The following is a 25,767-nucleotide window of genomic DNA, read 5'->3' on the forward strand; positions in this document are numbered from 1 at the left end:
CTTGTCACAGGGCGTCGTCCTCCCCGGCGAGGTCGTCGAGTGCCAGGCTGATCAGGCTCTCGGCGTCCATCGCGTCGATCGACTCGCCGCTCTCGGCCCGCTCGTCGCTCTCCGGCTGCGGCTTCAGCCCGGCCAGTTCGAGCAGGCTGTCCAGCAGGCCGGAGTCGCGCAGCCGGGCCAGCGGGATCGCTCCCAGCGCCCGGCGGACGGCGTCCTCCTGGTCACCGCCGCCCGCTCCGTCGGCCGGGGCCAGCTCGGCCTCCAGGTGCTGCGCCAGGGCCGACGGGTTCGGGTAGTCGAAGATCAACGTGGCCGAGAGCCGCAGCCCGGTGGCCTCGTTGAGCTGGTTGCGGAACTCCACCGCGGTCAGCGAGTCGAAACCGAGCTCGCTGAACGCCCGGTCGAGGGCCACCTCGGCGGTTCCGAGCACCCCGGCCGCCTGGGTGCCGACCAGGTCGAGGAGCCGCGCGGTACGCTCCTCGGCCGGCAGTTCGGCCAGGCTGCGCCGGAGCGCGGCCGAGGCCGTCGAGGCGGCCTGCACGACCCGGCGCGGGGACGACGAGCGGACGAGTGAGCGCAGCAGCGGCGGGACCCGGTTGCCCTGTGCCAGTGCGGCGAGGTCGAGCAGGGCCGGCATCAGGACGGCTTCGTCGCTGCCGACGGCGGCGTCGAACAGGGCGAGGCCGGCCTCCTCGGTGAGCGCGCCCACCCCGGACTGTGCCAGCCGGCGGCTGTCGGCCTCGCCGAGCCGGTCGGCCATGCCGCCGCTGCCGGACCACGCGCCCCAGGCCAGCGAAGCGGCCGGGAGGCCGACCGCCCTGCGGTGCCGGGCCAGGCCGTCGAGGAACGCGTTGGCGGCGGCGTAGCTCGCCTGTCCCGGGCTGCCGAGCAGGCCGGCCGCCGAGGAGAAGAGGACGAACGCCGTCAGCGGCCGGTCCTTGGTCAGCTCGTGCAGGTTCCACGCCGCGTCCACCTTGGGCCGCAGCACGGCGGCCAGCCGCTCGGGCGTGAGCGAGGAGACCGTGCCGTCGTCGAGCACACCGGCGGCGTGCACGACTCCGGAGACCGGGTACTCGGCCAGTACCTGCGCCAGTTGCTCGCGGTCCGCCAGGTCGCAGGCGACGACGGCCACGTCGGCGCCGAGCCCGGTGAGCTCGGCCTGCAGCTCCTGCGCGCCGGGGGCCCGCAGACCGCTCCGGCTGAGCAGCAGCAGGCGCGGCACCTCGTGCTCGGTCACCAGGTGGCGTGCCACCAGGCGGCCCAGCGCACCGGTCCCGCCGGTGATCAGGACGCGGTCGGCCCAGCCCGCCGGAGCCCCGGGGGCGGGCAGCGCGGCCCTGGTGAGCCTCGGTGCACTGAACACGTCCGAACGCAGCGCCAGTTGCGACTCCCCGGAGGCGACGGCGGCCGGCAGCAGCCGGTACCCGGTGTCGGAGTCGTCCAGGTCGACCAGCACGATCCGGCCGGGGTGCTCCGACTGCGCCGAGCGGATCAGCCCCCAGGCCGCCGCACCGGCCAGGTCGGTGACGTCCTCACCGGCGAGGCCGACGGCTCCGCCGGTCACCACGGCCAGGGTCGAATCGGCGAACCGCTCGTCGGCCAGCCAGGACTGCACCCGGCCCAGCAGCACGGCCAGGCCGTCGCGGACCGCCTGCGGGTCGTCGCCGCCCGCGAAGGGCAGCACCATGACGTCCACCGGGTCCGCGAACGCGGTCGCCGCCTCGTCGAGGCCGCCGACCGCGGTCACCACCGCGACCTCCCCGGCCAGGACGTCGACCAGCCGCTGCCGGTGCGTGCCGAGCACCGCCCAGCGTCCGGCCGTCGGGGTCGCGCCGCCCGGCGTCCTGACCCACTCCACCGCGAACAGCGAGTCGTTGCGGTTCGCGGCGGCGGCCAGCCGGTCGGCGGAGACCTCGCGCAGCACCAGCGACTCCACCCGGGCCACCGGGACGCCCGCCCCGTCGGCGGCCTCGATCCGTACCGCGTCGGAGCCCGCCGGGCTGATCCGCACCCGCAGCGCCCGCGCGCCCACGGCGTGCAGTTCGACCCCGGTCCAGGCGAACGGCAGCGTCATCCGCTCCGCCGCCCCCTCCCGCAGTCCGATCGCGTGCAGGGCGGCGTCGAACAGCGCCGGGTGGATTCCGAACTGCTCGGTCTCGACGGGGAGTTCGACCTCGGCGAACACCTCGTCGCCCTGCCGCCAGGCCGCCCGCAGCCCCTGGAACCCGGGGCCGTACCCGGCACCGAGCCGCGCCAGCCGCTCGTACGTGCCGGCGAGTTCGACCGGCTGGGCTCCGGCCGGCGGCCAGGCCGTCGGGCCGGACGGGGCCGGGGCCCGGCCGGCGCCCAGGACGCCGGTGGCGTGCGAGGTCCACGGGTCGCCGTCCGCCGTCCGGGAGTACACCCGGAACGTCCAGGTGTCCGGGCCGTCCGGCTCCACGGTGCACTGCAGGCGGACCGTGCCGCTCTCCGGCAGCACCAGGGGTTCGGCGATGGTCAGTTCCTCGACCGTGCCGCACCCCAGCCGGGCACCGGCCGCGAGCGCCATCTCCACGAAGGCCGTCCCGGGCAGCAGCACCACGCCGCCGATGGCGTGGTCGGCCAGCCAGGGGTGGGTGTGCAGCGACAGCTGTCCGGTGAACAGCGTGCCGTCGGCTCCGGCGAGTTCCACGGCGGTGCCGAGCAGCGGGTGGTCCGCCGGCGCCCGCAGGCCCGACGCGTCGCTCGCCATCCAGTACCGGCTGCGCTGGAACGCGTACGTCGGCAGGTCGACCGCGGGCCCGGACGGCAGCAGCCGTGCCCAGTCGACCGTCCCGCCGTGGACCCCGACCGCGCCGAGTGCGGCGAGGACCGCCGCCGGCTCGTCCCGGTCCTTGCGCAGCACGGGGACCAGTGCGGCGTCGCCGCTCAGGCACTCGGCGGCCATCGCGGTCAGCACGCCGCCCGGGCCGATCTCCACGAAGCGCCGCACGCCCGCGTCCTCCAGGGCCCGGACGCCGTCGGCGAAGCGCACCGCCGAACGCGCGTGCCGCACCCAGTACTCCGGTGAGCACAGCTCCTCCGGGGCGGCCTGCGCGCCGGTCAGCGTGGAGACGATCGGGATCCGCGGCGGGGCGCAGTCCAGCCCCGCGGCGATCTCCCGGAACTCGGCGAGCATCGGCTCCATCAGCGGCGAGTGGAAGGCGTGGCTGACCGCCAGCTCCCTGGTCCGCTCGAACCGGCCGGCGATCGCCCGGACCGCCGCCGCCTCGCCCGAGACCACCACGGAGGTGGGCCCGTTGACCGCCGCGATGCTCACCCGGTCGGTCAGCAGCGGCTCGACCTCGGCCTCGGCGGCCTTGACGGCCACCATCACGCCGCCCCCGGGCAGCTCCTGCATCAGCCGGCCGCGCGCGGCGACCAGCCGGGCGGCGTCCGCCAGCGACCACACCCCGGCCACGTGGGCGGCGGCGAACTCGCCGACGGAGTGCCCGGCGAGCAGGTCGGGGCGGACACCGAAGGACTCCAGCAGGCGGAACAGCGCGACCTCGACCGCGAACAGCGCGGGCTGGGTGAACTCGGTCCGCTCCAGCAGCTCGGCCGAGGCCAGCACCTCGCGCAGCGGCCGGTCCAGCAGCGGGTCGAGCACCGCGCACACCTCGTCGAAGGCGGCCCCGAAGGCGGGGAACGCCTCGGCCAGTTCCAGTCCCATGCCGGCGCGCTGCGAGCCCTGTCCGGAGAACAGGAACGCGGTCCTGCCCTCCTTCGCGGTGCCGACGGTGACCGCCGGCGAGGCCGCGCCTTCGGCCAGCGACCGCAGACCGTGCAGGAGTTGCTCCCGGTCCGCGCCGCTCACCGCCGCCCGGTGGGCGAGCGTGGTCCGCGCGGTCGCCAGCGCCGCCGCGACCCGGCGCGGATCGAGCTCGGGCCGCTCGGTCAGACGGGTCAGCAGCCGGTCCGCCTGGGCCCGCAGCGCCTGCGGGCCGTGCCCGGAGAGCAGCAGCGGGAGCTGCCCGGCCGGCAGCACCGCGCCCGGCTGGTCCTCGGCGGGCGCCTCGGCCGGGGCGGCCTCGATCACCACGTGCGCGTTGGTTCCGCTGATCCCGAACGAGGAGATCCCGGCCCGGCGCGGGTGGTCGTACGCGGGCCACTCCCGCGACTCGGTGAGCAGCCGGACGTGGCTGTCGGTCCAGTCGACGTGCCGGGACGGCTCGTCCACGTGCAGGGTCCTGGGCAGCACCCCGTTGCGGATGGCCTGCACCATCTTGATCACACCGGCCACCCCGGCCGCGGCCTGGGTGTGGCCGATGTTCGACTTGATCGAGCCCAGCCAGAGCGGGCGCTCGTCGGTGTGCTCGCTGCCGTACGTCGCGATCAGGGCCTGCGCCTCGATCGGGTCGCCCAGCGTGGTGCCGGTGCCGTGCGCCTCCACCACGTCGACCTCGCCGCCCGGCACGCCGGCCGCGGCCAGCGCCCGACGGATGACCCGCTGCTGCGCCGGACCGTTGGGGGCGGTGATGCCGTTGGACGCGCCGTCCTGGTTCACCGCGGTGCCGCGCACCACGGCCAGCACCTGGTGGCCGTTGCGGCGGGCGTCCGAGAGCCGCTCCAGGAGCAGCACGCCCGCGCCCTCGCCGAAGCCGGTCCCGTTGGCCGCGTCGGCGAACGGACGGCACCGCCCGTCCCGCGACAGGCCGCGCTGACGGCTGAACTCGACGAAGGTCCCCGGGGTCGCCATCACCGTGACACCGCCGGCCAGCGCCAGCGTGCAGTCGCCCTGCCGCAGCGACTGGACCGCGAGGTGCAGTGCCACCAGGGAGGACGAGCAGGCGGTGTCCACCGACAGCGTCGGCCCCTCCAGGCCGAGGGTGTAGGCGACCCGGCCCGACACCACGCTGCCGGAGCCGTAGCTCTCGAAGTAGTCGTGGTACATCACGCCGGCGAACACCCCGGTCGCGCTGCCCCGCAGCGAGGCCGGGTCGATGGACGCCCGCTCCAGCGCCTCCCAGGACGTCTCCAGCAGCACCCGCTGCTGCGGGTCGGTGACCAGCGCCTCGTCCGGCTCCATGCCGAAGAAGCCGGCGTCGAAGTCGCCCGCGTCGTAGAGGAACGCACCGTGCCTGGCGTAGCTGGTGCCGGGACGGTCCAGGGTCGGGTCGTAGAGCGACTCCAGGTCCCAGCCACGGTCGGCCGGGAACTCGCCGACGGCGTCCACCTCGCCGACGACCAGCTTCCACAGGTCCTCGGGCGATTCGACGCCGCCGGGGTAGCGGCAGCTCATCCCGATGATCGCGATCGGCTCGTCGTCGAGCGCCGCGGGCGCCGCCGCCACCGGCGCCGCCACCAGGTTGCCGACCAGCTGGTCGAGCAGGTACCCGGCCAGCTCGGCCGGGGTCGGGTAGTCGAACACCAGGGTCGCCGGCAGTCGCAGGTCGGTCGCCGCCGTCAGGGCGTTGCGCAGTTCGACGGCGGCCAGCGAGTCGAAGCCCAGCTCGCGGAAGGCCCGGTTCTGCTCCACCGCGTCCACCGAGCGGTGCCCGAGCACCGAGGCGGCGCGGGTGCGCACCAGCTCGACCAGGACCGCGCCGCGCTCCGCCGCCGGGAGTGCCGCGAGCCTGCTCCGCAGCGAGTCGGCGCCCGAGGCCGGACCGTCCGAGACGCTCTGGCGCTGGGTGCGCACCAGGGCGCGGAAGAGCGGTGCCAGGGCGTCGCCCTGGGCCCGCAGGCCGGCCGGTTCCAGCTTCATCGGAAGCACCGCCGGGTGCTGCGCCCGCATGGCCGCGTCGAACAGGGCCAGGCCCTCGTCGGTCTCCAGCGCCGCCACGCCGCCCCGGGAGATCCGGGAGAGGTCGGTGTCGTCGAGGGTTCCGGTCATCCCGCTCGCCTGCGCCCACAGCCCCCAGGCCATGGACTGCGCGGGCAGTCCGAGCGCCCGCCGGTGACCGGCCAGCGCGTCGAGGAAGGCGTTCGCCGCCGCGTAGTTGGCCTGGCCCGGCGAGCCGAGGGTGGCGGCGGCCGAGGAGAACAGCACGAACGCCTTCAGGTCCAGTTCGGCGGTGAGCTCGTGCAGGTGCCAGGCCGCGTCCACCTTGGGGCGCAGCACGGTGTCCAGGCGTTCGGGGGTGAGCGAGGAGAGCACGCCGTCGGCGAGCACGCCGGCCGCGTGCACCACGACGGTCAGCGGGTGCTCGGCCGGGATCCCCGCCAGCACCTCGGCGAGGCCGTCGCGGTCCGCCACGTCGCAGGCGGCGGTGGTGACCCGGGCGCCGAGTCCGGTGAGCTCGGCCACCAGGTCGGCGGCCGCACCGCGGCGGCTGACCAGCAGCAGGTTCCGGGCGCCCCACTCGGTCACCAGGTGACGGGCGATCAGTCCGCCCAGCGCGCCGGTCGCACCGGTCACCAGGACGGTGCCCTCGGGGTCGAACCCGGCCGGGCTCCCGTCCTCGGCCGGATCGGCCCGGACCAGCCTGGGCAGCCGGATCACGCCGTCCCGGATCGCGACGTGCGGTTCGCCGACGGCGACCGCGGCCGCCAGCAGGGCCGGGGAGGCCGGGTCCTCGTCGAGTTCGACGAGGACGATCCGGTCGGGGTTCTCCGTCTGGGCCGAGCGCACCAGTCCGGCGACCGCCGCTCCGGCCAGGTCGGCGCCGGTGGCCACCACCAGGGTGGCGTCGGCGAGTTGTTCGTCGGCCAGTTTGGCGCGCAGCTCGTCCAGGACGGTCCCGACGGCTGCCCGGACCTCGTCGGCACCGGTACCGGCCGGGGTGCGCAGCACCTCCAGCCGGCGGTCGGGGCCGGCGGCCGGTGCCGGCGCGGGGACCCAGTCCACCCGGTAGAGCGAGCCCGCCCGCGCCGACCTGGCGGCGGCGGCGAGCTGGTCGGCCGGGATCGGCCGCAGCGCGAGCGAGCCCACGCTCGCCACCGGCAGGCCGGCGGCGTCGGCGAGGTGCAGCGACACCGCGCCCGTCCGGTCCAACGGCCGTACCCGGACCCGCAGTTCCCTGGCGCCGGTCGCGTGCAGCTGCACCTCGGACCAGGCGAACGGCAGCAGTGCGTCGTCCGCGGCGATCCCGGTGAGGCCGACCGCGTGCAGGGCGGCGTCCGAGAGGGCCGGGTGCAGGCCGAAGCCGTCGACCTGCTGGGCGACCGCCACCTCGGCGTACACGTCCTCGCCGTGGCGCCAGGCGGCGCGCAGTCCCTGGAAGGCCGGGCCGTAGCCGAGTCCGGCCCCGGCGAGCTGCTCGTAGAGCCCGTCCAGCGCGATCGGCTCGGCGCCGGCGGGCGGCCACGCCTGGAGTTCCGGCTCGGCCGGGGCGCCGGCCGGGGCGAGGACGCCGTCGGCGTGCCTGGTCCACGGCAGCTCGTCCTCGGCGCTCTCGGCCCGTGAGTAGATGCCGACCGGGCGCCGGGAGTCCTCGGCCGCGCCGATCACCACCTGGAGCTGGACCGCACCGTGCTCCGGGAGCACCAGCGGGGCGTGCAGGGTCAGGTCGGCGACCCGGCCGAGGCCGACCCGGTCGCCCGCCTGGACGGCGAGTTCGAGGTAGCCCGTGCCGGGGAACAGCAGCTCCCCGCCGACCACGTGGTCCGCCAGCCAGGGGTGGGTGCCCACCGAGAGGCGGCCGGTGAGCACCACGCCGTCGGTGTCGGCGCGGGTCATCGCGGCGCTGAGGATCGGGTGGTCGGTCTGGGTGAGGCCGGCCGAGGTGACGTCGGCGTTGCCCGACACGCTGTCCAGCCAGAACTGCTCGTGCTGGAAGGCGTAGGTGGGCAGCTCGACCCGGTTCGGGCGCGGGCCGTCGAAGAACGTCTGCCAGTCGACCGCGATGCCGTGGGCGAACGCCTCACCGAGGGCGGCGGCGAACCTGGCCCGGCCGCCGTCGTCCCGGCGCAGCGAGCCGATGGCCCGGACACCGTCGAAGGTCTCCTGGAGGCCGACGGTGAGCACCGGGTGCGGGCTGGACTCGACGAAGACGCCGTGCCCCTTGCGGACGGCGGCGCCGGCGGCCTGCTCGAAGAGCACCGTCCGGCGCAGGTTGGTGTACCAGTACTCGGCGTCCAGCTCGGTGGTGTCGATGACGTCACCGGTGACGGTCGAGTAGAAGGGCACCTCGGAGGGGAGCGGCCGGACGTCGGCCAGGGTCTCCAGCAGCCGGCCGCGGATCGACTCGACCTGTGCGGAGTGCGAGGCGTAGTCGACCGGGAGCCGCTTGACCCGGATGCCCTCGTCCTTCAGCTGGGCCTGCAGGCGGTCCAGGGCGTCGACGAAGCCGGAGACCACGACCGAGCCCGAGCCGTTGTGGGCCGCGATCGAGAGCTGTCCGTCCCAGGCGGCGAGCCGCTGCTCCAGTTGCTCGACGGACTGGGCGACCGACATCATGCCGCCCCCGCCGGACAGGTCCTCGGCGATCGCCTTGCTGCGCAGGGTGACGATCCTGGCGCCGTCCTCCAGGGAGAGGGCCCCGGCGACGACGGCCGCCGCGATCTCGCCCTGGGAGTGCCCGATCACCGCGGCGGGGCGCACCCCGTACGAGATCCAGGTCTGCGCCAGCGAGACCATGACCGCCCAGAGCAGCGGCTGGACGATGTCCACCCGGTCCAGCGAGCCGGACAGCTCGGCCAGCAGGTCCCACTCGACGTGGGGCGCGCAGGCGGCGGCGCACTCGGCCATCCTGGCCGCGAACACCGGTGAGGACGCCAGGAGTTCGGTGGCCATGCCCTGCCACTGCGAGCCCTGGCCGGGGAAGACGAACACCGGCCGGGACCCGGCGGCGACCCCCTCGACCAGCCCTGGGGCGGTGCCGCCGGAGGCCAGGGCGGCGAGCGAGTCGCGCAGTTCGGCGCGGTCCGCCCCGGTGAGGGCGGCGCGGTACTCGAAGTGCGCGCGGGTGGTGGCCAGCGAGAAGCCGATGTCCGACGGCTCCAACCGCGGGTCGGCGTCGACGAGGGCCAGCAGCCGTTCGGCCTGGGCGGGCAGCGCCGCGCGGGTCTTCGCCGACAGCAGCCACGGACCCGTCGCGGGCGCGGCCTGGTCGGCCGGTGCGGCGGCGGTGCGCTCGGTGGCCGGGGCCGCCTCGATGATGGTGTGGGCGTTGGTGCCGCTGATCCCGAACGAGGAGATGCCGGCCCGGCGCGGACGCCCGGTCTCGGGCCACTCCCGGGCCTCGGTCAGCAGCCGGACCTCACCCGCCGACCAGTCGACGTGGGTGGACGGCTCGTCGACGTGCAGGGTCTTGGGCAGCACACCGTGCCGCATCGCCTGCACCATCTTGATCACCCCGGCCACGCCGGCCGCGGCCTGGGTGTGGCCGATGTTCGACTTGATCGAGCCGAGCCAGAGCGGCTGTCCCTCGGGGCGGTCCTGGCCGTAGGTCGCCAGCAGGGCCTGGGCCTCGATCGGGTCGCCCAGCGTGGTGCCGGTGCCGTGCGCCTCCACCGCGTCGACGTCGCTCGCCGTGAGGCCGGCGTTGGCCAGGGCCTGCTCGATCACCCGCTGCTGGGACGGGCCGTTGGGCGCGGTCAGCCCGTTGGAGGCACCGTCCTGGTTGACGGCGGTGCCCCGGACCACGGCCAGCACCTGGTGGCCGTTGCGCCGCGCGTCCGACAGCCGCTCCAGCACCAGGACACCGACGCCCTCGCCCCAGACGGTGCCGCCGGCGGCGGTGGCGAAGGGGCGGCAGCAGGCGTCGGGCGCGAGCGCGCCCTGCCGGCTGAACTCCACGAACGGGTCCGGGGTCGACATCACCGCGACACCGCCCACCAGCGCCATGGTGGACTCGCCCTGCCGCAGCGACTGCGCCGCCAGGTGCAGCGCGACCAGCGACGAGGAACACGCCGTGTCGATCGACAGCGTCGGCCCCTCCAGCCCCAGCGTGTACGCCACCCGCCCCGAAACGATGCTCCCACTGCCGAACGCACCGAAGTAGTCGTGGTACATCACCCCGGCGAACACACCGGTCCGACTCCCCTTCAACGACAGCGGATCGATCCCCGCACCCTCCAACGCCTCCCACGAACCCTCCAGCAACAACCGCTGCTGCGGATCCATCAACAGCGCCTCACGCGGCGAGATCCCGAAGAACCCCGCATCGAACTCACCCGCACCGTGCAGGAACCCACCCTCGCGGACGTAGCTGGTGTCCGGGCGCTCCCGCGTCGGGTCCCAGATCCGGTCGATGTCCCAGCCCCGGTTCTCCGGGAAGCCGCTGATGGCGTCGGTCTCGGCGGCCACCAGGTTCCACAGTTCCTGCGGCGAGGTGACCCCGCCCGGGTACCGGCACGACATGCCCACGATCGCGATCGGCTCGTCGGTCCTGGTCGCCGTGGTCCGGCCGGACCTTCGGGGACCGGACTTCGCGCCGCCGAGCTGGGTGGCGAGGTAGCCGGCGAGCGCCTCGGGCGACGGGTAGTCGAAGACCAGCGTCGCGGGCAGCCGGTGCCCGGTCTCGGCGGTGAGCGCGTTGCGCAGTTCGACGGCGGCGAGCGAGTCGAAGCCGAGGTCCTGGAACGCGCGGCCGGGGTCGATCGCCTCCGGGGAGGTGTGTCCGAGCACGGCCGCGACCTGGACCCGGACCAGCTGCAGCAGGGCGTCCGCCCGTTCCTGGTCGCCGAGTTCGGACATCCGCTCGGCGAACGAGAACTCGGAGCCCTCGGCCGCCGCCTCGCGCCGTACCGTCCGGCCCACCAGGGCGCGGAACACCGGGGCGAGCGCGGCGCCCTGGCCGCGCAGCGCCGCCAGGTTCAGCCGCACCGGGGCGAGGGCGGGCAGCGCGGTGCGGCGGGCCAGGTCGAACAGCGTCACGCCGTCCTCGGCGGACAGCTCGGCCATGCCGCCGCGGGAGATCCTGGCCCGGTCGGCGCCGTCGAGGCCGCTGGTCATCCCGCCGACCGGCACCCACGGGCCCCAGGCCAGCGAGAGCGCGGGCCTGCCGTGCGCGGCCCGGTGGGCCGCGAGCGCGTCGAGGAACGCGTTGGCGGCGGCGTAGTTGCCCTGCCCCGGCGCGCCGACCACGCCTGCGACCGAGGAGAACAGCACGAACGCCCGCAGGTCCGCCGCCGCGGTGAGTTCGTGCAGGTTGAGCGCGCCGTCGACCTTGGGCCGCAGGACGGCGTCGATGCGCTCGGGGGTCAGCGAGGCGACCACGCCGTCGTCGAGCACACCGGCGGCGTGCACCACGGCGGTCAGCGGGTGCTCGGCCGGGATCCCCGCCAGCACCTCGGCGAGGCCGTCGCGGTCCGCCACGTCACAGGCCCGGACCGTCACCCGGGCGCCGAGGGCGGTGAGTTCGGCGACCAGGTCGCCCGCGCCGCCGCTCCGGCTGAGCAGCAGCAGGTGCCGGACGCCGAGGGCGGAGACCAGGTGCCGGGCCAGCACGGGACCGAGGCCGCCGGTCGCGCCGGTCAGCAGCACGGTGCCCTCGGGGTCGAACTCCACCGCCGTGTGGGAGGCGGTCTCGACCCGGCTCAGCCGGGCCGCGTACACCGCCCCGGCCCGGACCGCCAGCTGCGGCTCGCCCGAGGCGAGCGCGTGCGGGACGAGTGCGTCGGCGTCGGCGGCGTCGTCGAGGTCCAGCAGGACGAAGCGGTCGGGGTTCTCCGACTGCGCCGAGCGCAGCAGGCCCCACACCGCGGCACCCGCGAGGTCCGGTACGTCCTCCCCGGTGGCCGAGACCGCGCCACGGGTGACCACGACCAGGGTCCGCGCGTCGTCGGCCTGCAGCGCCTCCAGCGCCGCGCCGGTGGCCGCCCGCACCGCGGCGGCGTCGGCACCGGCGGCGCTGTGCAGGACGCGGTACTCGGCCTCGGGGGCCGCGTCGTCCAGTCGGACCGGGTTCCACCCGAGCCGGAACAGCGCGTCGGCCGAACCGCCCTGCGGCCGGCGCAGGTTGGTCAGCGGCCGGGAGGCCAGCGAGGCCACCGTGGCGACCGGCGCGCCGGTCGCGTCGGCCAGGTCGACCGAGAAGGAGTGGGGACCGGACGGAAGCAGCCGCACCCGCAGCACCGAGGCTCCCACGGCGTGCAGCGAGACGCCGGAGAACATGAAGGGCAGGCGGGCGGTCTCGTCGTCCGAGCCGTCGCCGAGCAGGGCGAGCGCGTGCAGCGCGGCGTCGAAGGCGGCCGGGTGCAGGCCGAAGCGGCCGGCGTCGGCGGCGGGCCGCTCGGCCAGCCGTACCTCGGCGAACAGTTCGTCACCGCGCTGCCAGGCCCCGTGCAGGGCCTGGAAGGCCGGGCCGTAGTGCAGGCCGGAGGCGGCGTGCCGCTCGTACAGGCCGGTGGTGTCCAGCTCCTCGGCGCCGGCCGGGGGCCACTCGGCGAGGCGTTCGCCCGCGGCCGCCGGTCCCCGGCCGAGCAGGCCGGAGGCGTGCAGGGTCCACGGCTGTTCGGCGGCGGCGTGCTCGGCGCGCGAGTACACGCCGACGGTACGGCTGCCGGCCGCGTCGGGGGCGCCGACCGTCACCTGGACCCGGATGCCGTCCTGCTCGGGCAGGATCAGCGGCACCTCCAGGGTGAGCTCCTCCAGGTGGCCGCAGCCGACCTGGTCGCCGGCCCTGATGGCCAGTTCGACCATGGCCGTACCGGGCAGCACCACCGAGTCGCCGACGACGTGGTCGGCCAGCCACGGGTGCGTCCGCACCGAGAGCCGGCCGGTGAGCACCGCGCCGTCCGAGTCCGCCAGCATGGTGGCGGCGCCGAGCAGCGGGTGCTCGGTGGAGTCGAGGCCGGCCGAGGCGACGTCCCCGACCGAGGCCGGGATCTCGGCCCAGAAGCGGCTGCGCTGGAACGCGGTGGTGGGCAGGTCGATCCGGGCCGCGCCCGTGAACAGGGCGCCCCAGTCCGGGGAGAGGCCGCCGATGTGCAGCTGGGCCAGCGCGGTCAGCAGCGTCCGGGTCTCGGAGCGCTCGCGCCGGGTGGCGGCGGCGAGCACCGTGCCCTCCTCGGCGGAGGACTCCAGGCAGTCCCGGGTCATCGCGGTCAGGACGGCGTCCGGACCGAGCTCCAGGAACCGGGTGACGCCCGCGGCCTCCAGCGCCCGGATGCCGTCGTGGAAGCGGACCGCCTCGCGGACGTGCCGGACCCAGTACTCCGGGGAGCTCAGCTCCTCGGTGGCGAGTGCGCCGGTCACGTTGGACACCACCGGGACGGTGGCCCTGGCGTAGGTCATGCTCTCGGCGACCGCGCGGAACTCCGCGAGCATCGGCTCCATCAGCGGCGAGTGGAAGGCATGACTGACCGCCAGCCGCTTGGTCTTCTCGAACGCCCCCGCGATCCGCAGCACCTCGGCCTCGTCACCCGAGACCACCACCGACGCAGGACCGTTGACCGCCGCGATACCCACCCGCTCGTTCAACAGCGGCAGCACCTCGCCCTCGGACGCCTGCACCGCCACCATCGCACCACCGGCTGGCAACGCCTGCATCAACCGCCCACGAGCAGCCACCAACCGACAGGCATCCGCCAACGACAGCACACCCGCCACATGCGCGGCAGCCACCTCACCGATCGAATGACCCGCCAGGAAATCCGGCCGCAGACCCCACGACTCCACCAACCGGAACAACGCCACCTCGACCGCGAACAGTGCGGCCTGGGTGGTGGCGGTCCGGTTCAGCGGCTCGGGGTCGGTGCCGAACACGAGGTCCCGCAGGCCGTCGTCGAAATGGCCGCAGACCTCGTCGAAGGCGGCCGCGAACGCCGGGAACCCCTGGTACAACTCCCGTCCCATGCCGGCGCGTTGGGAGCCCTGGCCGGTGAACAGGAAGGCGGTGAGGCCCTTGGCGGTCCGGCCGTGCAGCACGCCGGGCGCGCCCTCGGCCAGCGCGGTGAGGCCGCTCAGCAGCTGCTCGCGGTCCTGGCCGAGCACCACGGCCCGGTACTGGTGCGCGGTCCTGGTCGTGGCCAGGGAGAACCCGAGGTCGGCGAGGTCCGCCGTGTCCGCCACGGACACCAGGCGCCGGGCCTGCTCGCGCAGGGCCTCGGCGGTCCGTCCGGAGACCGGCCACGGGATCGTCGAGGGCGCGGTGCCGGGCTCGCGGTCGGGCAGGTCCTCGGCCGGGGCCTGCTCGATGATGGTGTGGGCGTTGGTGCCGCTCGCGCCGAACGAGGAGATCCCGGCCCGGCGCGGACGCCCGGCCTCGGGCCACTCCCGCGCCTCGGTCAACAACCGGACCTCACCCGCCGACCAGTCCACCTTCGTCGACGGCTCGCCCACGTGCAACGTCCTCGGCAGCACACCGTGCCGCATCGCCTGCACCATCTTGATCACACCCGCCACGCCGGCCGCGGCCTGGGTGTGGCCGATGTTCGACTTGATCGAGCCGAGCCAGAGCGGCTGCCCCTCGGGGCGGTCCTGACCGTACGTCGCCAGCAGGGCCTGGGCCTCGATCGGGTCGCCCAGCGTGGTGCCGGTACCGTGCGCCTCCACCACGTCGACATCCGACCCCGACAACCGGGCACTGGCCAACGCCTGCCGGATCACCCGCTGCTGCGACGGACCGTTCGGCGCCGTCAGACCGTTCGAAGCACCGTCCTGGTTCACCGCGGAACCCCGCACGACCGCCAGCACCTCGTGCCCATTGCGCCGCGCGTCCGACAGCCGCTCCAGCAGCAGCATCCCCGCGCCCTCGCCCCAGCCGGTGCCGTCCGCACCGTCCGCGAACGCCTTGCACCGGCCGTCCGGGGACATCCCCCGCTGGCGGCTGAACGCGATGAACGAGCCGGGGGTGGTCATCACCGAGACACCGCCGGCCAGCGCCAGCGTGCACTCGCGCTGCCGCAGCGACTGCACCGCCAGGTGCAGCGCGACCAGCGCCGAGGAGCATGCGGTGTCGATCGTGACCGAGGGGCCCTCGATACCGAGGGTGTAGGAGATCCGGCCGGAGATCACCGCTGCCAGGGTGCCCGTGCCGATTGCCGCCTCGGGGTCCTGCGGCAGCTTGGACAGCAGGTCCCGGTAGTCCTGGCCGTTGGTGCCGGCGAACACGCCGACCCGGCCGCCGCGCACCGAGTCCGGCGCGATGCCGCCCCGCTCCAGCGCCTCCCAGGCCACCTCCAGCAGCAACCGCTGCTGCGGGTCCATCAGCACGGCCTCGCGCGGCGAGATGCCGAAGAAGTCCGGCTCGAAGTCGGCGGCGTCGTGCAGGAATCCGCCCCGGCGGACGTAGGTCTTGCCGGACGCGTCGGGGTCGGGGTCGTAGAGCGCCTCGACGTCCCAGCCCCGGTTGTCCGGGAACTCCGTGATGGCGTCGGTGCCCTCGTCGACGAGCTGCCAGAGCTCCTCCGGGGTGCTGACGCCACCGGGGAAGCGGCAGCTCATCGCCACGATGGCGATCGGTTCCTGCTCCTCGGTCTCCACGTCGCGCAGCCGCTGCCGGGTCTGGTGCAGATCCGCGGTGACCCTCTTGAGGTAGTCGAGCAGCTTGTCATCGTTGGTCATCGAGTGTCGCCACTTCTGTGCGGAAGATTTGGCCTGACGTGCGGGGGCGGTGGGCGGGCCCGGTCACGCCGTGCCGAGTTCGTTGTCGATGAACGCGAAGATGTCGTCGGCGGACGCGTTCTCCAGCCGCCCCGCGATCGACTCGCCGTCACCGGCGGCCAGGGTCTCGGCCAGTGAGTTGAGCATGGTCTGCAGGCGGGCGGTGATCCGCCCCTGCTCGATGTCCTCGGCCGTCAGTTCGCCGAACCTGGCCTCCAGCCGGTCCAGTTCGGCGAGCAGCGAGTCGGCCGACGCATCGCCCGACTCGCCCAGTTCGGCGCCGAGGTGCTCGGCCAGTGCGGCCGGCGTGGCGTAGTCGAAGATCAGCGTGGCCGGCAGGGCCACCCCGGCCGCCGTGCTGAGCCGGTTGCGCAGGTCGACCGAGGTCAGCGAGTCGAAGCCGAGGTCCCGGAAGGCCGTGCTCGGCTCGATCGAGCCCGCACCGCCGTACCCGAGCACGGTCGCGGCCTGGGTGCAGACCAGGTCCACCAGGGCGCGCTTGCGCTCGCCGCCGGTCATCGCGGCCAGCTGCTGCGCGAAGCCGTCGGGGACCGAGGTGTCGCCACCGGACGCCGCCAGGCCCTGGACCTCGGGCAGGTCGGCCAGCAGCGGACTGCGGCGGGTGGATCCGAAGGCGGGCGCGAACCGGGTCCAGTCCACGTCGGCCACGGTCAGCGTGGTCTCGCCGCTCTCCAGCGCGCGGCGCAGCGCCGTCAGCGCCCGGTCGGGGTCCATCGCCCCGATACCGAGGCCGCGGCCCGCGTCGCGGACGGCTCCGTGGTCGGCCATGCCGCCGCCGCCCCACAGTCCCCAGGCGATCGAGGTGGCGGCCAGGCCCTCGCCCCGCCGGTACTCGGCCAGACCGTCGAGGAAGGCGTTGGCGGCCGCGTAGTTGGCCTGGCCCGCGCCGCCGACGGTGGCGGTGAGCGAGGAGAAGAGGACGAACGCCCGCAGGTCGTGACCGGCGGTGAGCTCGTGCAGGTTCCAGGCCGCGTCCGCCTTGGGCCGCAGCACGGTGCCGAAGCGCTCGGGGGTGAGCGCGTCCAGGACGCCGTCGTCCAGCACGCCGGCCAGGTGGACCACGGCCGTCAGCGGGTACTCGGCCGGTACGGAGGCGAGCAGCGCGGCGAGGCCGTCCCGGTCGGCCGCGTCGCAGGCGGCGAGCGTGACCTTGGTACCGGTCGCCGCCAGCTGCCGCAGCAGTTCGTCGGCGCCGGGCGCCTGGTCGCCGCGCCGGCTGGTGAGCAGCAGGTGCTCCGCGCCCTGCTCCGCCAGCCACCCGGCGACCCGGGCGCCGACCGCACCGGTGGCACCGGTCACCAGCACGGTGCCGGTGGGCTGCCAGGCGGTGCCGGGCCGGACGGGCGCGTGCTCCAGGCGGCGGGCGAAGACTCCCGACTCCCGGATCACCAGCTGGTCCTCGTCACCGGATCCGGTGAGCACGGCCGCCAGCCGGGCCGAGGTGAGCGGGCCGAACTCGGCCGGCAGGTCGAGCAGACCGCCCCAGCGCTCGGGGTGCTCCAGCGCGGCGACCCGGCCGAGTCCCCAGACCTGCGCCTGGCGGAAGCCGCCGGGCCGGGCCGAGGGCTCGTGCGCCATCGCGTCCCGGGTGGCGGCCCACAGCCTGGCGTCGATCCCGGCGTCGCCGAGGGCCTGGACGAGGGCGGCGGTGACGGCGGCCGGGGTGTCCAGTGCCAGCAGGGAGAGCACGCCGTCCACGGCGCTGCGGCCGGTGAGCAGTCCGGCCAGTTCGGCCCGGTCCTGGGCGGCGGCGGGCACCTCCAGTACGTCGGTGGTCAGGCCCCGGTCGGTCAGCGCCGCCAGCGCGGCCTCGACCCACGGGTCGCCGGCCAGGCTCTCGGGGACGGCCACCAGCCAGTGGCCGGTGGCGATCCGGTCCTCGGAGCCGGGCAGCATGCGCCAGCCGATCCGGTAGCGCCAGCCGTCCACGGTGGAGTTCGCCTGCCGCTGGTCGTACCAGGAGGCCAGGGCCGGGATGAGCGCGGCCACCGGGGCCTCGTCGTCCACGCCGAGGGTGGCGGCGACCGCGGCGACGTCCTGGTCCCGGACCAGGTTCCAGAACTCGCCGCCCTCGTCGGCCACCCCGCCCCGGCCGGGCGCCGTCGAGATGGACGGGGCGTTCTCCCAGTGCCGGTTGCGCTGGAAGGGGTAGGTGGGCAGGTCGACCCGGCGGGCGCCGCCGAACAGCGCGGACCAGTCGGGGCTGACGCCGCTGACGTGCAGCCGGCCGACGGCGGTCAGCAGGGCCCTGGCCTCGCCCTGGTCGCGGCGCTGGGTCGCGACAGCCTCGGGGACGATGTCCTGGGCCATGCCGGCGAGCACCGAGTCGGGGCCGACCTCCAGCAGCCGGACGACGCCCTCGGCGGCCAGCGTGCGGACGCCGTCGTGGAACCTGACGGCCTCCCGGACGTGGCGGACCCAGTAGTCGGGCGAGGTCAGCTCGTCGGTGATCTCGCCGGTCAGGTTGGACACCACGGGGAGCTGCGGCTCGTTGAAGTCCAGCCCGTTGAGCACGGTCCAGAAGGACTCCAGCATGTCGTCCATCCGGTGCGAGTGGAACGCGTGCGAGACCCGCAGCCTGGTGGTCTTCTCGAACTCGGCGGCGACGGCGAGCACCGCGTCCTCGTCGCCCGAGACGACGACCGCGCGGGCACCGTTGACCGCGGCGAGGTCGGCGCCCGCGGTGAGCAGCGGGACGACCTCCGCCTCGGTGGCCCGGATCGCGACCATCGCGCCGCCCTCGGGCAGCGCCTGCATCAGCCGGCCGCGCGCGGCCACCAGTGTGACGGCGTCGCCGAGCGACAGCACTCCGGCGACGTGGGCGGCGACCACCTCGCCGATCGAGTGCCCGCCGAGCAGGTCGGGACGGATGCCCCAGGACTCCAGCAGGCGGTAGAGCGCGACCTCGAAGGCGAAGATGCCGGCCTGGGTGAACACGGTCTGGTTCAGCAGCTCGGAGTCGGTGTCGAAGACGACGTCCCGCAGCGGCCGGTCGAGGTGCCGGTCGAACTCGGCGCACACCTCGTCGAAGGCCCGCGCGAACTCGGGGAAGTGCCGGTGCAGTTCGCGTCCCATGCCGGCCCGCTGGGAGCCCTGGCCGGAGAACACCACGGCGAGCCGGCCGGGGCCGGACGCGACCGTGGGCACCTCCCGGCCGTCGGCCAGCGCGCGCAGCCCCTCCAGCAGTTCGTCGCGGTCCTGGCCGACCACCGCGGCGCGGTGGGTGAACAGGGAGCGGGTGGTGGCCAGCGAGAAGCCGACGTCCACCGGGTCGAGGCCGTCCGCGACGGCGAGCAGCCGGCTCGCCTGGGCCTTCACTCCGTCGGCGGTCTTGGCGGAGAGCACCCAGGGCACCGCCGGGAGCGCCGCGCGCGGCGTCCCGTCCTCCGGTTCGGCGGCCGGGGCCTCCTCGATGATGGTGTGCGCGTTGGTGCCGCTGATCCCGAAGCCGGAGACGGCGGCGCGGCGCGGCTGGCCGTGGCTCGGCCACGGCCGGGCCTCGGTCAGCAGCTCGACGTCGCCGGCCGACCAGTCCACCGCGGGGGTGCGGCGCTCGGAGTGCAGCGACTTGGGCAGCACGCCGTGGCGCATCGCCATGACCATCTTGATCACGCCCGCCACACCGGCGGCGGCCTGCGGGTGGCCCATGTTGGACTTGATCGAGCCGAGCCACATCGGCCGGCCCTCGGGGCGGTTCTGCCCGTAGGCGGCGATGACCGCCTGCGCCTCGATCGGGTCGCCGAGCCTGGTGCCGGTGCCGTGCGCCTCGACCACGTCGATCTGGTTCGGGGACAGCTGCGCGTCGGCCAGTGCCTGCTGGATCACCCGGATCTGCGCGGGGCCGCTCGGCGCGGTCATGCCGTTGGAGGCGCCGTCCTGGTTGATCGCGCTGCCCCGGATCAGCCCGAGCACCTGGTGCCCCTTGCGGCGGGCGTCCGACAGCCGCTCCACCAGCAGCACGCCCACGCCCTCGGCCCAGGCCGCGCCGTCGGCGTCCTCCGAGAAGGACTTGCAGCGGCCGTCGGCCGACAGCGCCCGCCGCTCGCTGAACTCGATGAACATCTCCGGGCTCGCCATCACCGCGGCGCCGCCGACCAGGGCGAACTCGCACTCGCCCCGGCGCAGTGCCTGGGAGGCCTCGTGCAGGGCGACCAGCGAGGAGGAGCACGCGGTGTCCATGGTGACCGCGGGCCCTTCGAGGCCGAGGGTGTAGGCGATCCGGCCGGAGACGATGCTGCCCGAGATGGTGCCGCCGACGTAGTCGTGGTGCATCAGGCCGACGAACACGCCGGTCTGGGTGCCCTTCATCGACAGCGGGTCGATCCCGGCCCGCTCGAACGCCTCCCAGCTGACCTCCAGCAGCATCCGCTGCTGCGGGTCGGTGCCGGGTGCGTCCTTCGGGCTGATCCCGAAGAACGCGGGGTCGCACTCGGCGGCGTCGTGCAGGAAGCCGCCGTGCCGCACGTAGCTCTTGCCGGGCTTCCCGGGCTCGGGGTCGTAGAGCGCCTCCACGTCCCAGCCCCGGTCCACCGGGAAGCCCGACACCACGTCGGTGCCGTCGCTGACGATCTGCCAGAGGTCCTCGGGGGTGCGGATCCCGCCGGGGTAGCGGCAGCCCATCCCGATGATCGCGATCGGCTCCTGGTTGCGCTCCTCCAGCTCGCGCACCCGGCGGCGGCTGCGCTCCAGCTCGCTGGTCGCCCGCTTCAGGTAGTCGCGGAGCCTGTCGACGTTGGCCGGTTCTACCATCACTGGACTCCAAGTTCGTTGTCGATCGTCGCGAAGAGTTCTTCATCGGTGGCGGTGTCGAGGGCGTCCGGCGCCCCGGCGGCACCCGCGCTGCCGTGGGTGTCGCGCCAGGTCCGCAGGAGCGCTTCGAGGCGCGCGGTGATGCGGGCGTGCGAGCCGTCCTGGTCGGGCAGCGCGGTCAGTGCGGCCTCCAGCCGGTCCACCTCGGCGACCATCAGCCGGGCCTGGTCGGCGGGGCCGGGGACGAGTTCGGCCTTGAGGTAGGCGGTGAGCACGGCCGGGGCCGGCTGGTCGAACACCAGGGTCGCCGGGAGGGAGAGCCCGGTCGCCGCCCCCAGCAGGTTGCGCAGTTCCACGGCGGCGAGCGAGTCGAATCCCATCTCCTGGAAGGCGCGTCCCGGGTCGACCGACTCCGCCGAGGCGTGCCCGAGCACGGCGGCGACGTTGGCCAGCACCAGTTCCAGCAGCAGCCGGTCCCGTTCGGCGTCCGGCAGCGGCGCGAGCCGCTCCTGCCAGGAGGCCGGCGAGGTGCCCGCGCCGCGGGCCGCCCCGGCGGTCCGGCGCGGCGCGCTGCGGACCAGTCGGCGCAGCAGGGTCGGGACCCCGTCGGTCCTGGCCCGTACCGCGGCGACGTCCAGCCGCATCGGCACCACCAGGGCGTCCCCGGTGTCCAGGGCTGCGTCGAAGAGTTCCAGGCCCTGGGTGGCGGGCAGCGGCGGCAGGCCCATCCTGTGCATACGTTCGAGGTCGGCCGCGTCCACCTGGTCGGCCAGACCGCCGACCTCCGACCACAGGCCCCAGGCCATCGACACCGCGGGCAGTCCGGCGGCCCTGCGGTGCGCCGCCAGCCCGTCCAGGAAGGCGTTGGCGGCCGCGTAGTTGGCCTGGCCGCCGCCGACCAGCAGGCCGGCGGTGGAGGAGAAGAGGACGAAGGCGGCCAGGCTGCGGTCCCTGGTGAGCTCGTGCAGGTTCCAGGCTGCGTCGACCTTCGGCCGCAGCACCCGTTCCACCTGCTCGGGGCTGAGCGTGGCGAGCATCCCGTTGTCGACCACACCGGCCGAGTGCACGACCCCGCCGATCTCGTACTCGGCCAGCAGCGCAGCCAGTTGCCCGCGGTCGGCCGCGTCGCAGCGGGCGACGGTGACCTCGGCGCCGAGCCCTTCGAGCTCGGCCCGCAGCTCGGCCGCGCCGGGGGCGTCCTCGCCGCGCCGGCTGGTCAGCAGCAGCCGGCGGACGCCGTGCGCGGTCACCAGGTGGCGGGCGACCAGGCCGCCGAGGCCGCCGGTGCCGCCGGTGATCAGCACGGCCGCGTCGGTGTCCCAGACCGGTCGCTGCCCCGGCTCCGCCCTGGCCAGCCTCGGCGCCCACAACGCGCCGTCGCGCACCGCCACTTCGGGCTCGCCGGCGGCCAGCGCTGCGGCCAGGCCCGGCGTACCGTCGGTGTCCACGAGCAGGAACCGGCCGGGGTTCTCCGCCTCGGCGGCGCGGACCAGACCGGCCAGCGGCGCGTGCGTGAGCTCGCCGGCCCTGGTCACCACCGCCAGCCTCGACCGGTCGAAGCGCCGGTCGCCGAGGAAGCCGCGCAGCACGGCCAGGGTGCGGCCGACGGTCCCGTGCACCGCCGACGGCAGGTCCGGCGTCGTGCCGGGTACCGCCACCGGCAGCACCAGCAGGGCGGGCACCGGTCCTTCGAGCGACTCCAGGTCCGGGTGCAGCGGTGCCCCCAGGCCGAGGTCGTCGGTGCCGCAGACCGCGAGGTCCGCGAGGTCCACGAGGTCCGTCCCGGCCGGTTCCGGCACCGGGACCAGGTCGACGCGGAACAGCGACTCCCCCGGTTCGGCGGCCAGTTGCCCGGCCGAGACCGGGCGGGCGACCAGGGTGCGGACCGTGGCGACCGGTGCACCGGTGCCGTCCGCGACCGCCAGCGACACCGCGTCCCGGCCGGCCTTGGCGACGTGCAGCCGCAGCACCGACGCACCGCCCGCGTGCAGCGAGACCCCGCCCCAGCTGAACGGCAGCACCGCCTGGTCGTCGCCCAGGTCGAGCAGGTTCACGTGCAGCGCGGCGTCCAGCAGGGCCGGGTGCACGCCGAACGAGCCGGCCGTGGCCCGCGCCCGCTCCGGCAGCGCGGCCTCGGCGAACAGGTCGTCACCCCGCCGCCAGACCGAGCGCAGCCCCTGGAACACCTCGCCGTAGCCGTAGCCGACCCGGGCCAGCCGCGGGTAGAGGTCGCCCAGCTCGACCGGTTCGGCGCCCTCGGGCGGCCAGACGCCCAGATCGAACCCCGGCTCCTCGGCGACGGACCCGAGCACACCGCTCGCGTTGCGGCTCCACGGCGCCTCCGGCGCGTCGGCGGGCCGCGAGTGCACCGCGAGGGAGCGCCGGCCCGCCTCGTCACCGCCGACCGCGACCTGCACCGCGACCGCGCCGTGCGCCGGCAGGACCAGCGGCGCCTGGAGCGTCAGCTCCTCGACCACCGCGCAGCCGACCCGGTCACCGGCCTGGACCGCCAGCTCGACCAGGGCCGTGCCCGGGAGGAGCACCGTGCCGTGCACCGCGTGGTCGGCGAGCCAGGGCTGGGCGGACAGCGAGAGCCGCCCGGTCAGCACCAGGCCGCCCGAGTCGGGCAGTTCCGTCACCGCGCCCAGCAGCGGGTGGCCGGCCGGCTGCTGCCCCAGGCTGCCCGGGTCGCCGCCGCTGGCGGTGGCCTCCAGCCAGAGCCTGCTGCGCTGGAACGGGTACAGCGGCAGGTCGACCCGCACCGCCCCGCGGCCGGCGAACAGCTCCGCCCAGTCGACCGGCACCCCGTCGGCGTGCAACCGTCCGAGCGCACCGATCAGTTCGCGCTCCTCGGCACAGTCGCGGCGCATGGTCGCGGCCGCCACCGGCTCGGCGGTGACGCAGTCCTGCGCCATCGCGGTCAGCACCGCGTCCGGGCCCAGTTCCAGGAACCTGCGGACGCCCAGGTCCTCCAGCGCGCGCACCGCCGCCTCGAACCGCACCGGCTGCCGGACGTGGTCCACCCAGTAGTCCGGCGAACCCAGCTCCTCGGCCCCGGCCGGGGCACCGGTCAGCGTGGACACGATCGGGATGCGCGGCGCACCGTACGACTGCGCCTTGGCGACCTCGGCGAACTCGGCCTGCATCGGCTCCATCAGCGGCGAGTGGAAAGCGTGCGAGACCTTGAGCCGGGTGCTCTTCCCGAACCCGACGGCGACCGCGAGCACCGCGTCCTCCTCGCCCGAAACCACCACCGAGCGCGGCCCGTTGACCGCCGCCAGGCCGACCCGCCCGGAGAGCAGCGGCAGCACCTCGGCCTCGGTGGCCCGGATCGCGGCCATCGCGCCGCCCTCCGGCAGCCGCCGCATCGAGCCGCCGCGCGCCAGCACCATCGCGGCCGCGCCCTCCAGTGACAGCACGCCGGACACGTGCGCGGCGGCCAGCTCGCCGACCGAGTGGCCGACCAGGTAGTCCGGGCGCACGCCGAGCGACTCCAGCAGCCGGAACAGCGCCACCTCGACGGCGAAGATCGCCGCCTGGGCGTAGTCGGTGCGGTCCAGCAGCTCCGGCTCGGCCTCGATCACCCGGGCGAGCGGAATCTCCAGTTCCGGGTCCAGCAGTGCGCACACCTCGTCGAAGGCGGCCGCGAACACCGGGAAGGCCCGGTACAACCCGCGTCCCATGCCGAGGCGTTGCGAGCCCTGGCCGGTGAACAGGAAGGCCAGCCTGCCGCCGCCGGCGGGGGTGCCGACCACCGAGGCCAGGCCGGCCAGCAGCTCCTCGGTGTCCCGGCCGACGACCACCGCGCGGTGCTCGAAGGAGGAGCGGGTGGTGGCCAGCGAGAAGGCGACGTCGGCCGGGTCCAGCTCCGGCCGGGCGGCGAGGTGGGCACGCAGGCGGCGGGTCTGCTCGGCGAGCGCCTCCGGGGTCCGGGCCGACAGGATCCACGGCAGTGCGGTCGGCCGCGGCGCGGCGGCCACCTCCCCCTGTTCGACCGCCGCGGGCCGCTCGTCGGCCGCTTCCCTCCCGGCGGCCGCTTCCTGCCCGGCGGCCGGCGGCGCATCGGCGGGCCCGGCCGCCTCGGACGGCGCCGGCGCCTGTTCGAGCACCACGTGGGCGTTGGTCCCGCTGATCCCGAACGAGGAGACCGCCGAGCGGCGCGGCCGCCCGGCCTCCGGCCAGTCCTGCGCCTCGGTCAGCAGCCGGACGTCGCCGGCCGTCCAGTCCACCTGGGCGGAGGGCCGGTCGACGTGCAGGGTCCTGGGCAGCACACCGTGCCGCATCGCCTGCACCATCTTGATCACCCCGGCCACGCCGGCCGCGGCCTGGGTGTGGCCGAGGTTCGACTTGATCGAGCCCAGCCAGAGCGGACGGCCCTCGGGGCGGTCCTGGCCGTACGCCGCCAGCAGCGCCTGCGCCTCGATCGGGTCGCCGAGCGAGGTGCCGGTGCCGTGCGCCTCGACCGCGTCGACGTCCGACGCCGAGAGACCGGCGCTCGCCAGCGCCTGCTTGATCACCCGCTGCTGCGAGGGGCCGTTCGGCGCGGTCAGCCGGCTGCTGGCGCCGTCGGAGTTGATCGCGGTGCCCCTGACCACGGCGAGCACCCGGTGACCGAGCCGCTGCGCGTCGGAGAGCCGCTCGACCAGCAGCATTCCGGCGCCCTCACCCCAGCCGGTGCCGTCCGCCCCCTCGGCGAAGGCCTTGCAGCGGCCGTCGGGGGACAGTCCGCGCTGCCGGCTGAAGTCGACGAAGGTCTCGGGCGTCGACATCACGGTCACCCCGCCGGCCAGCGCCAGGGTGCACTCGCCCGACTGCAGCGCCCGGACCGCCCAGTGCAGTGCCACCAGCGAGGACGAGCAGGCCGTGTCGATGGTGACGGCCGGCCCCTCCAGGCCGAAGGTGTAGGCCACCCGGCCCGAGGCGACACTGGCCGCGCTGCCGTTGGCCAGATAGCCGTCGAGGTCGTCCGGCACCGACTGCAGCCTGGTGGCGTAGTCGTTGTACATGACCCCGACGAACACGCCGGTCCGGCTGCCGCGCAGCGCCGCCGGCACGATGCCCGCGTCCTCGAACGCCTCGAACGAGGTCTCCAGCAGCAGCCGTTGCTGCGGGTCCATCGCCAGCGCCTCGCGCGGCGAGATGCCGAAGAAGTCGGGGTCGAAGTCGGCGGCGTCGTGCAGGAAGCCGCCGGTGCGCGCGTAGGTCTTGCCCGGACGCTCGGGGTCGGGGTCGTAGAGGGACTCCACGTCCCAGCCCCGGTCGGTGGGGAAGTCCGACACCGCGTCGGTGCCGGCCGCCACCAGCTCCCAGAGCTCCCGGGGTGTGCGCACGCCACCCGGATACCGGCACGCCATGCCCACGATCGCGACCGGCTCGTGGGCGCGGTACTCGGACTCGCGCAGCCTGCGCCGCGTCTCGCGCAGATCCGAAGTGGTTCGCCTGAGGTAGTCGAGCAGTCGGTCCTCGTTGTTCGCCAACGCAGCCATCCGATCGGGATCGAAGCCTTCGGAAACGCGGGCTCCCGGCTCCTCGGTCCATGTCCCCGC

General features: G+C 75.2%; 3 protein-coding genes. All 3 read right to left on the bottom strand.

Annotated features, from left to right (window positions below):
- Positions 1-4 precede the first annotated feature (4 nt).
- On the bottom strand, positions 5-15,394 hold the full coding sequence (locus ACFC1R_RS12670; protein WP_375937253.1) for an SDR family NAD(P)-dependent oxidoreductase: 15,390 nt from the start codon (positions 15,392-15,394) through the stop codon (positions 5-7).
- A gap of 81 nt (positions 15,395-15,475) precedes the next feature.
- Positions 15,476-20,221: a type I polyketide synthase gene (locus ACFC1R_RS12675; protein ID WP_375937088.1), complete on the bottom strand. Its 4,746-nt coding sequence runs from the start codon at positions 20,219-20,221 to the stop codon at positions 15,476-15,478.
- On the bottom strand, positions 20,221-25,698 hold the full coding sequence (locus ACFC1R_RS12680) for an SDR family NAD(P)-dependent oxidoreductase (RefSeq protein WP_375937091.1): 5,478 nt from the start codon (positions 25,696-25,698) through the stop codon (positions 20,221-20,223). Before ACFC1R_RS12680 ends, ACFC1R_RS12675 begins: the two co-directional genes overlap by 1 nt.
- Between the last annotated feature and the right edge of the window lie 69 nt (positions 25,699-25,767).

This window comes from Kitasatospora sp. NPDC056138 (genome assembly GCF_042264695.1).
Lineage (GTDB): Bacteria > Actinomycetota > Actinomycetes > Streptomycetales > Streptomycetaceae > Kitasatospora.

Excerpts from the sequence above, each read along its gene's own strand:
- ACFC1R_RS12675 (WP_375937088.1), bottom strand. The coding sequence starts at position 20,221 with ATGGTAGAACCGGCCAACGTCGACAGGCTCCGCGACTACCTGAAGCGG.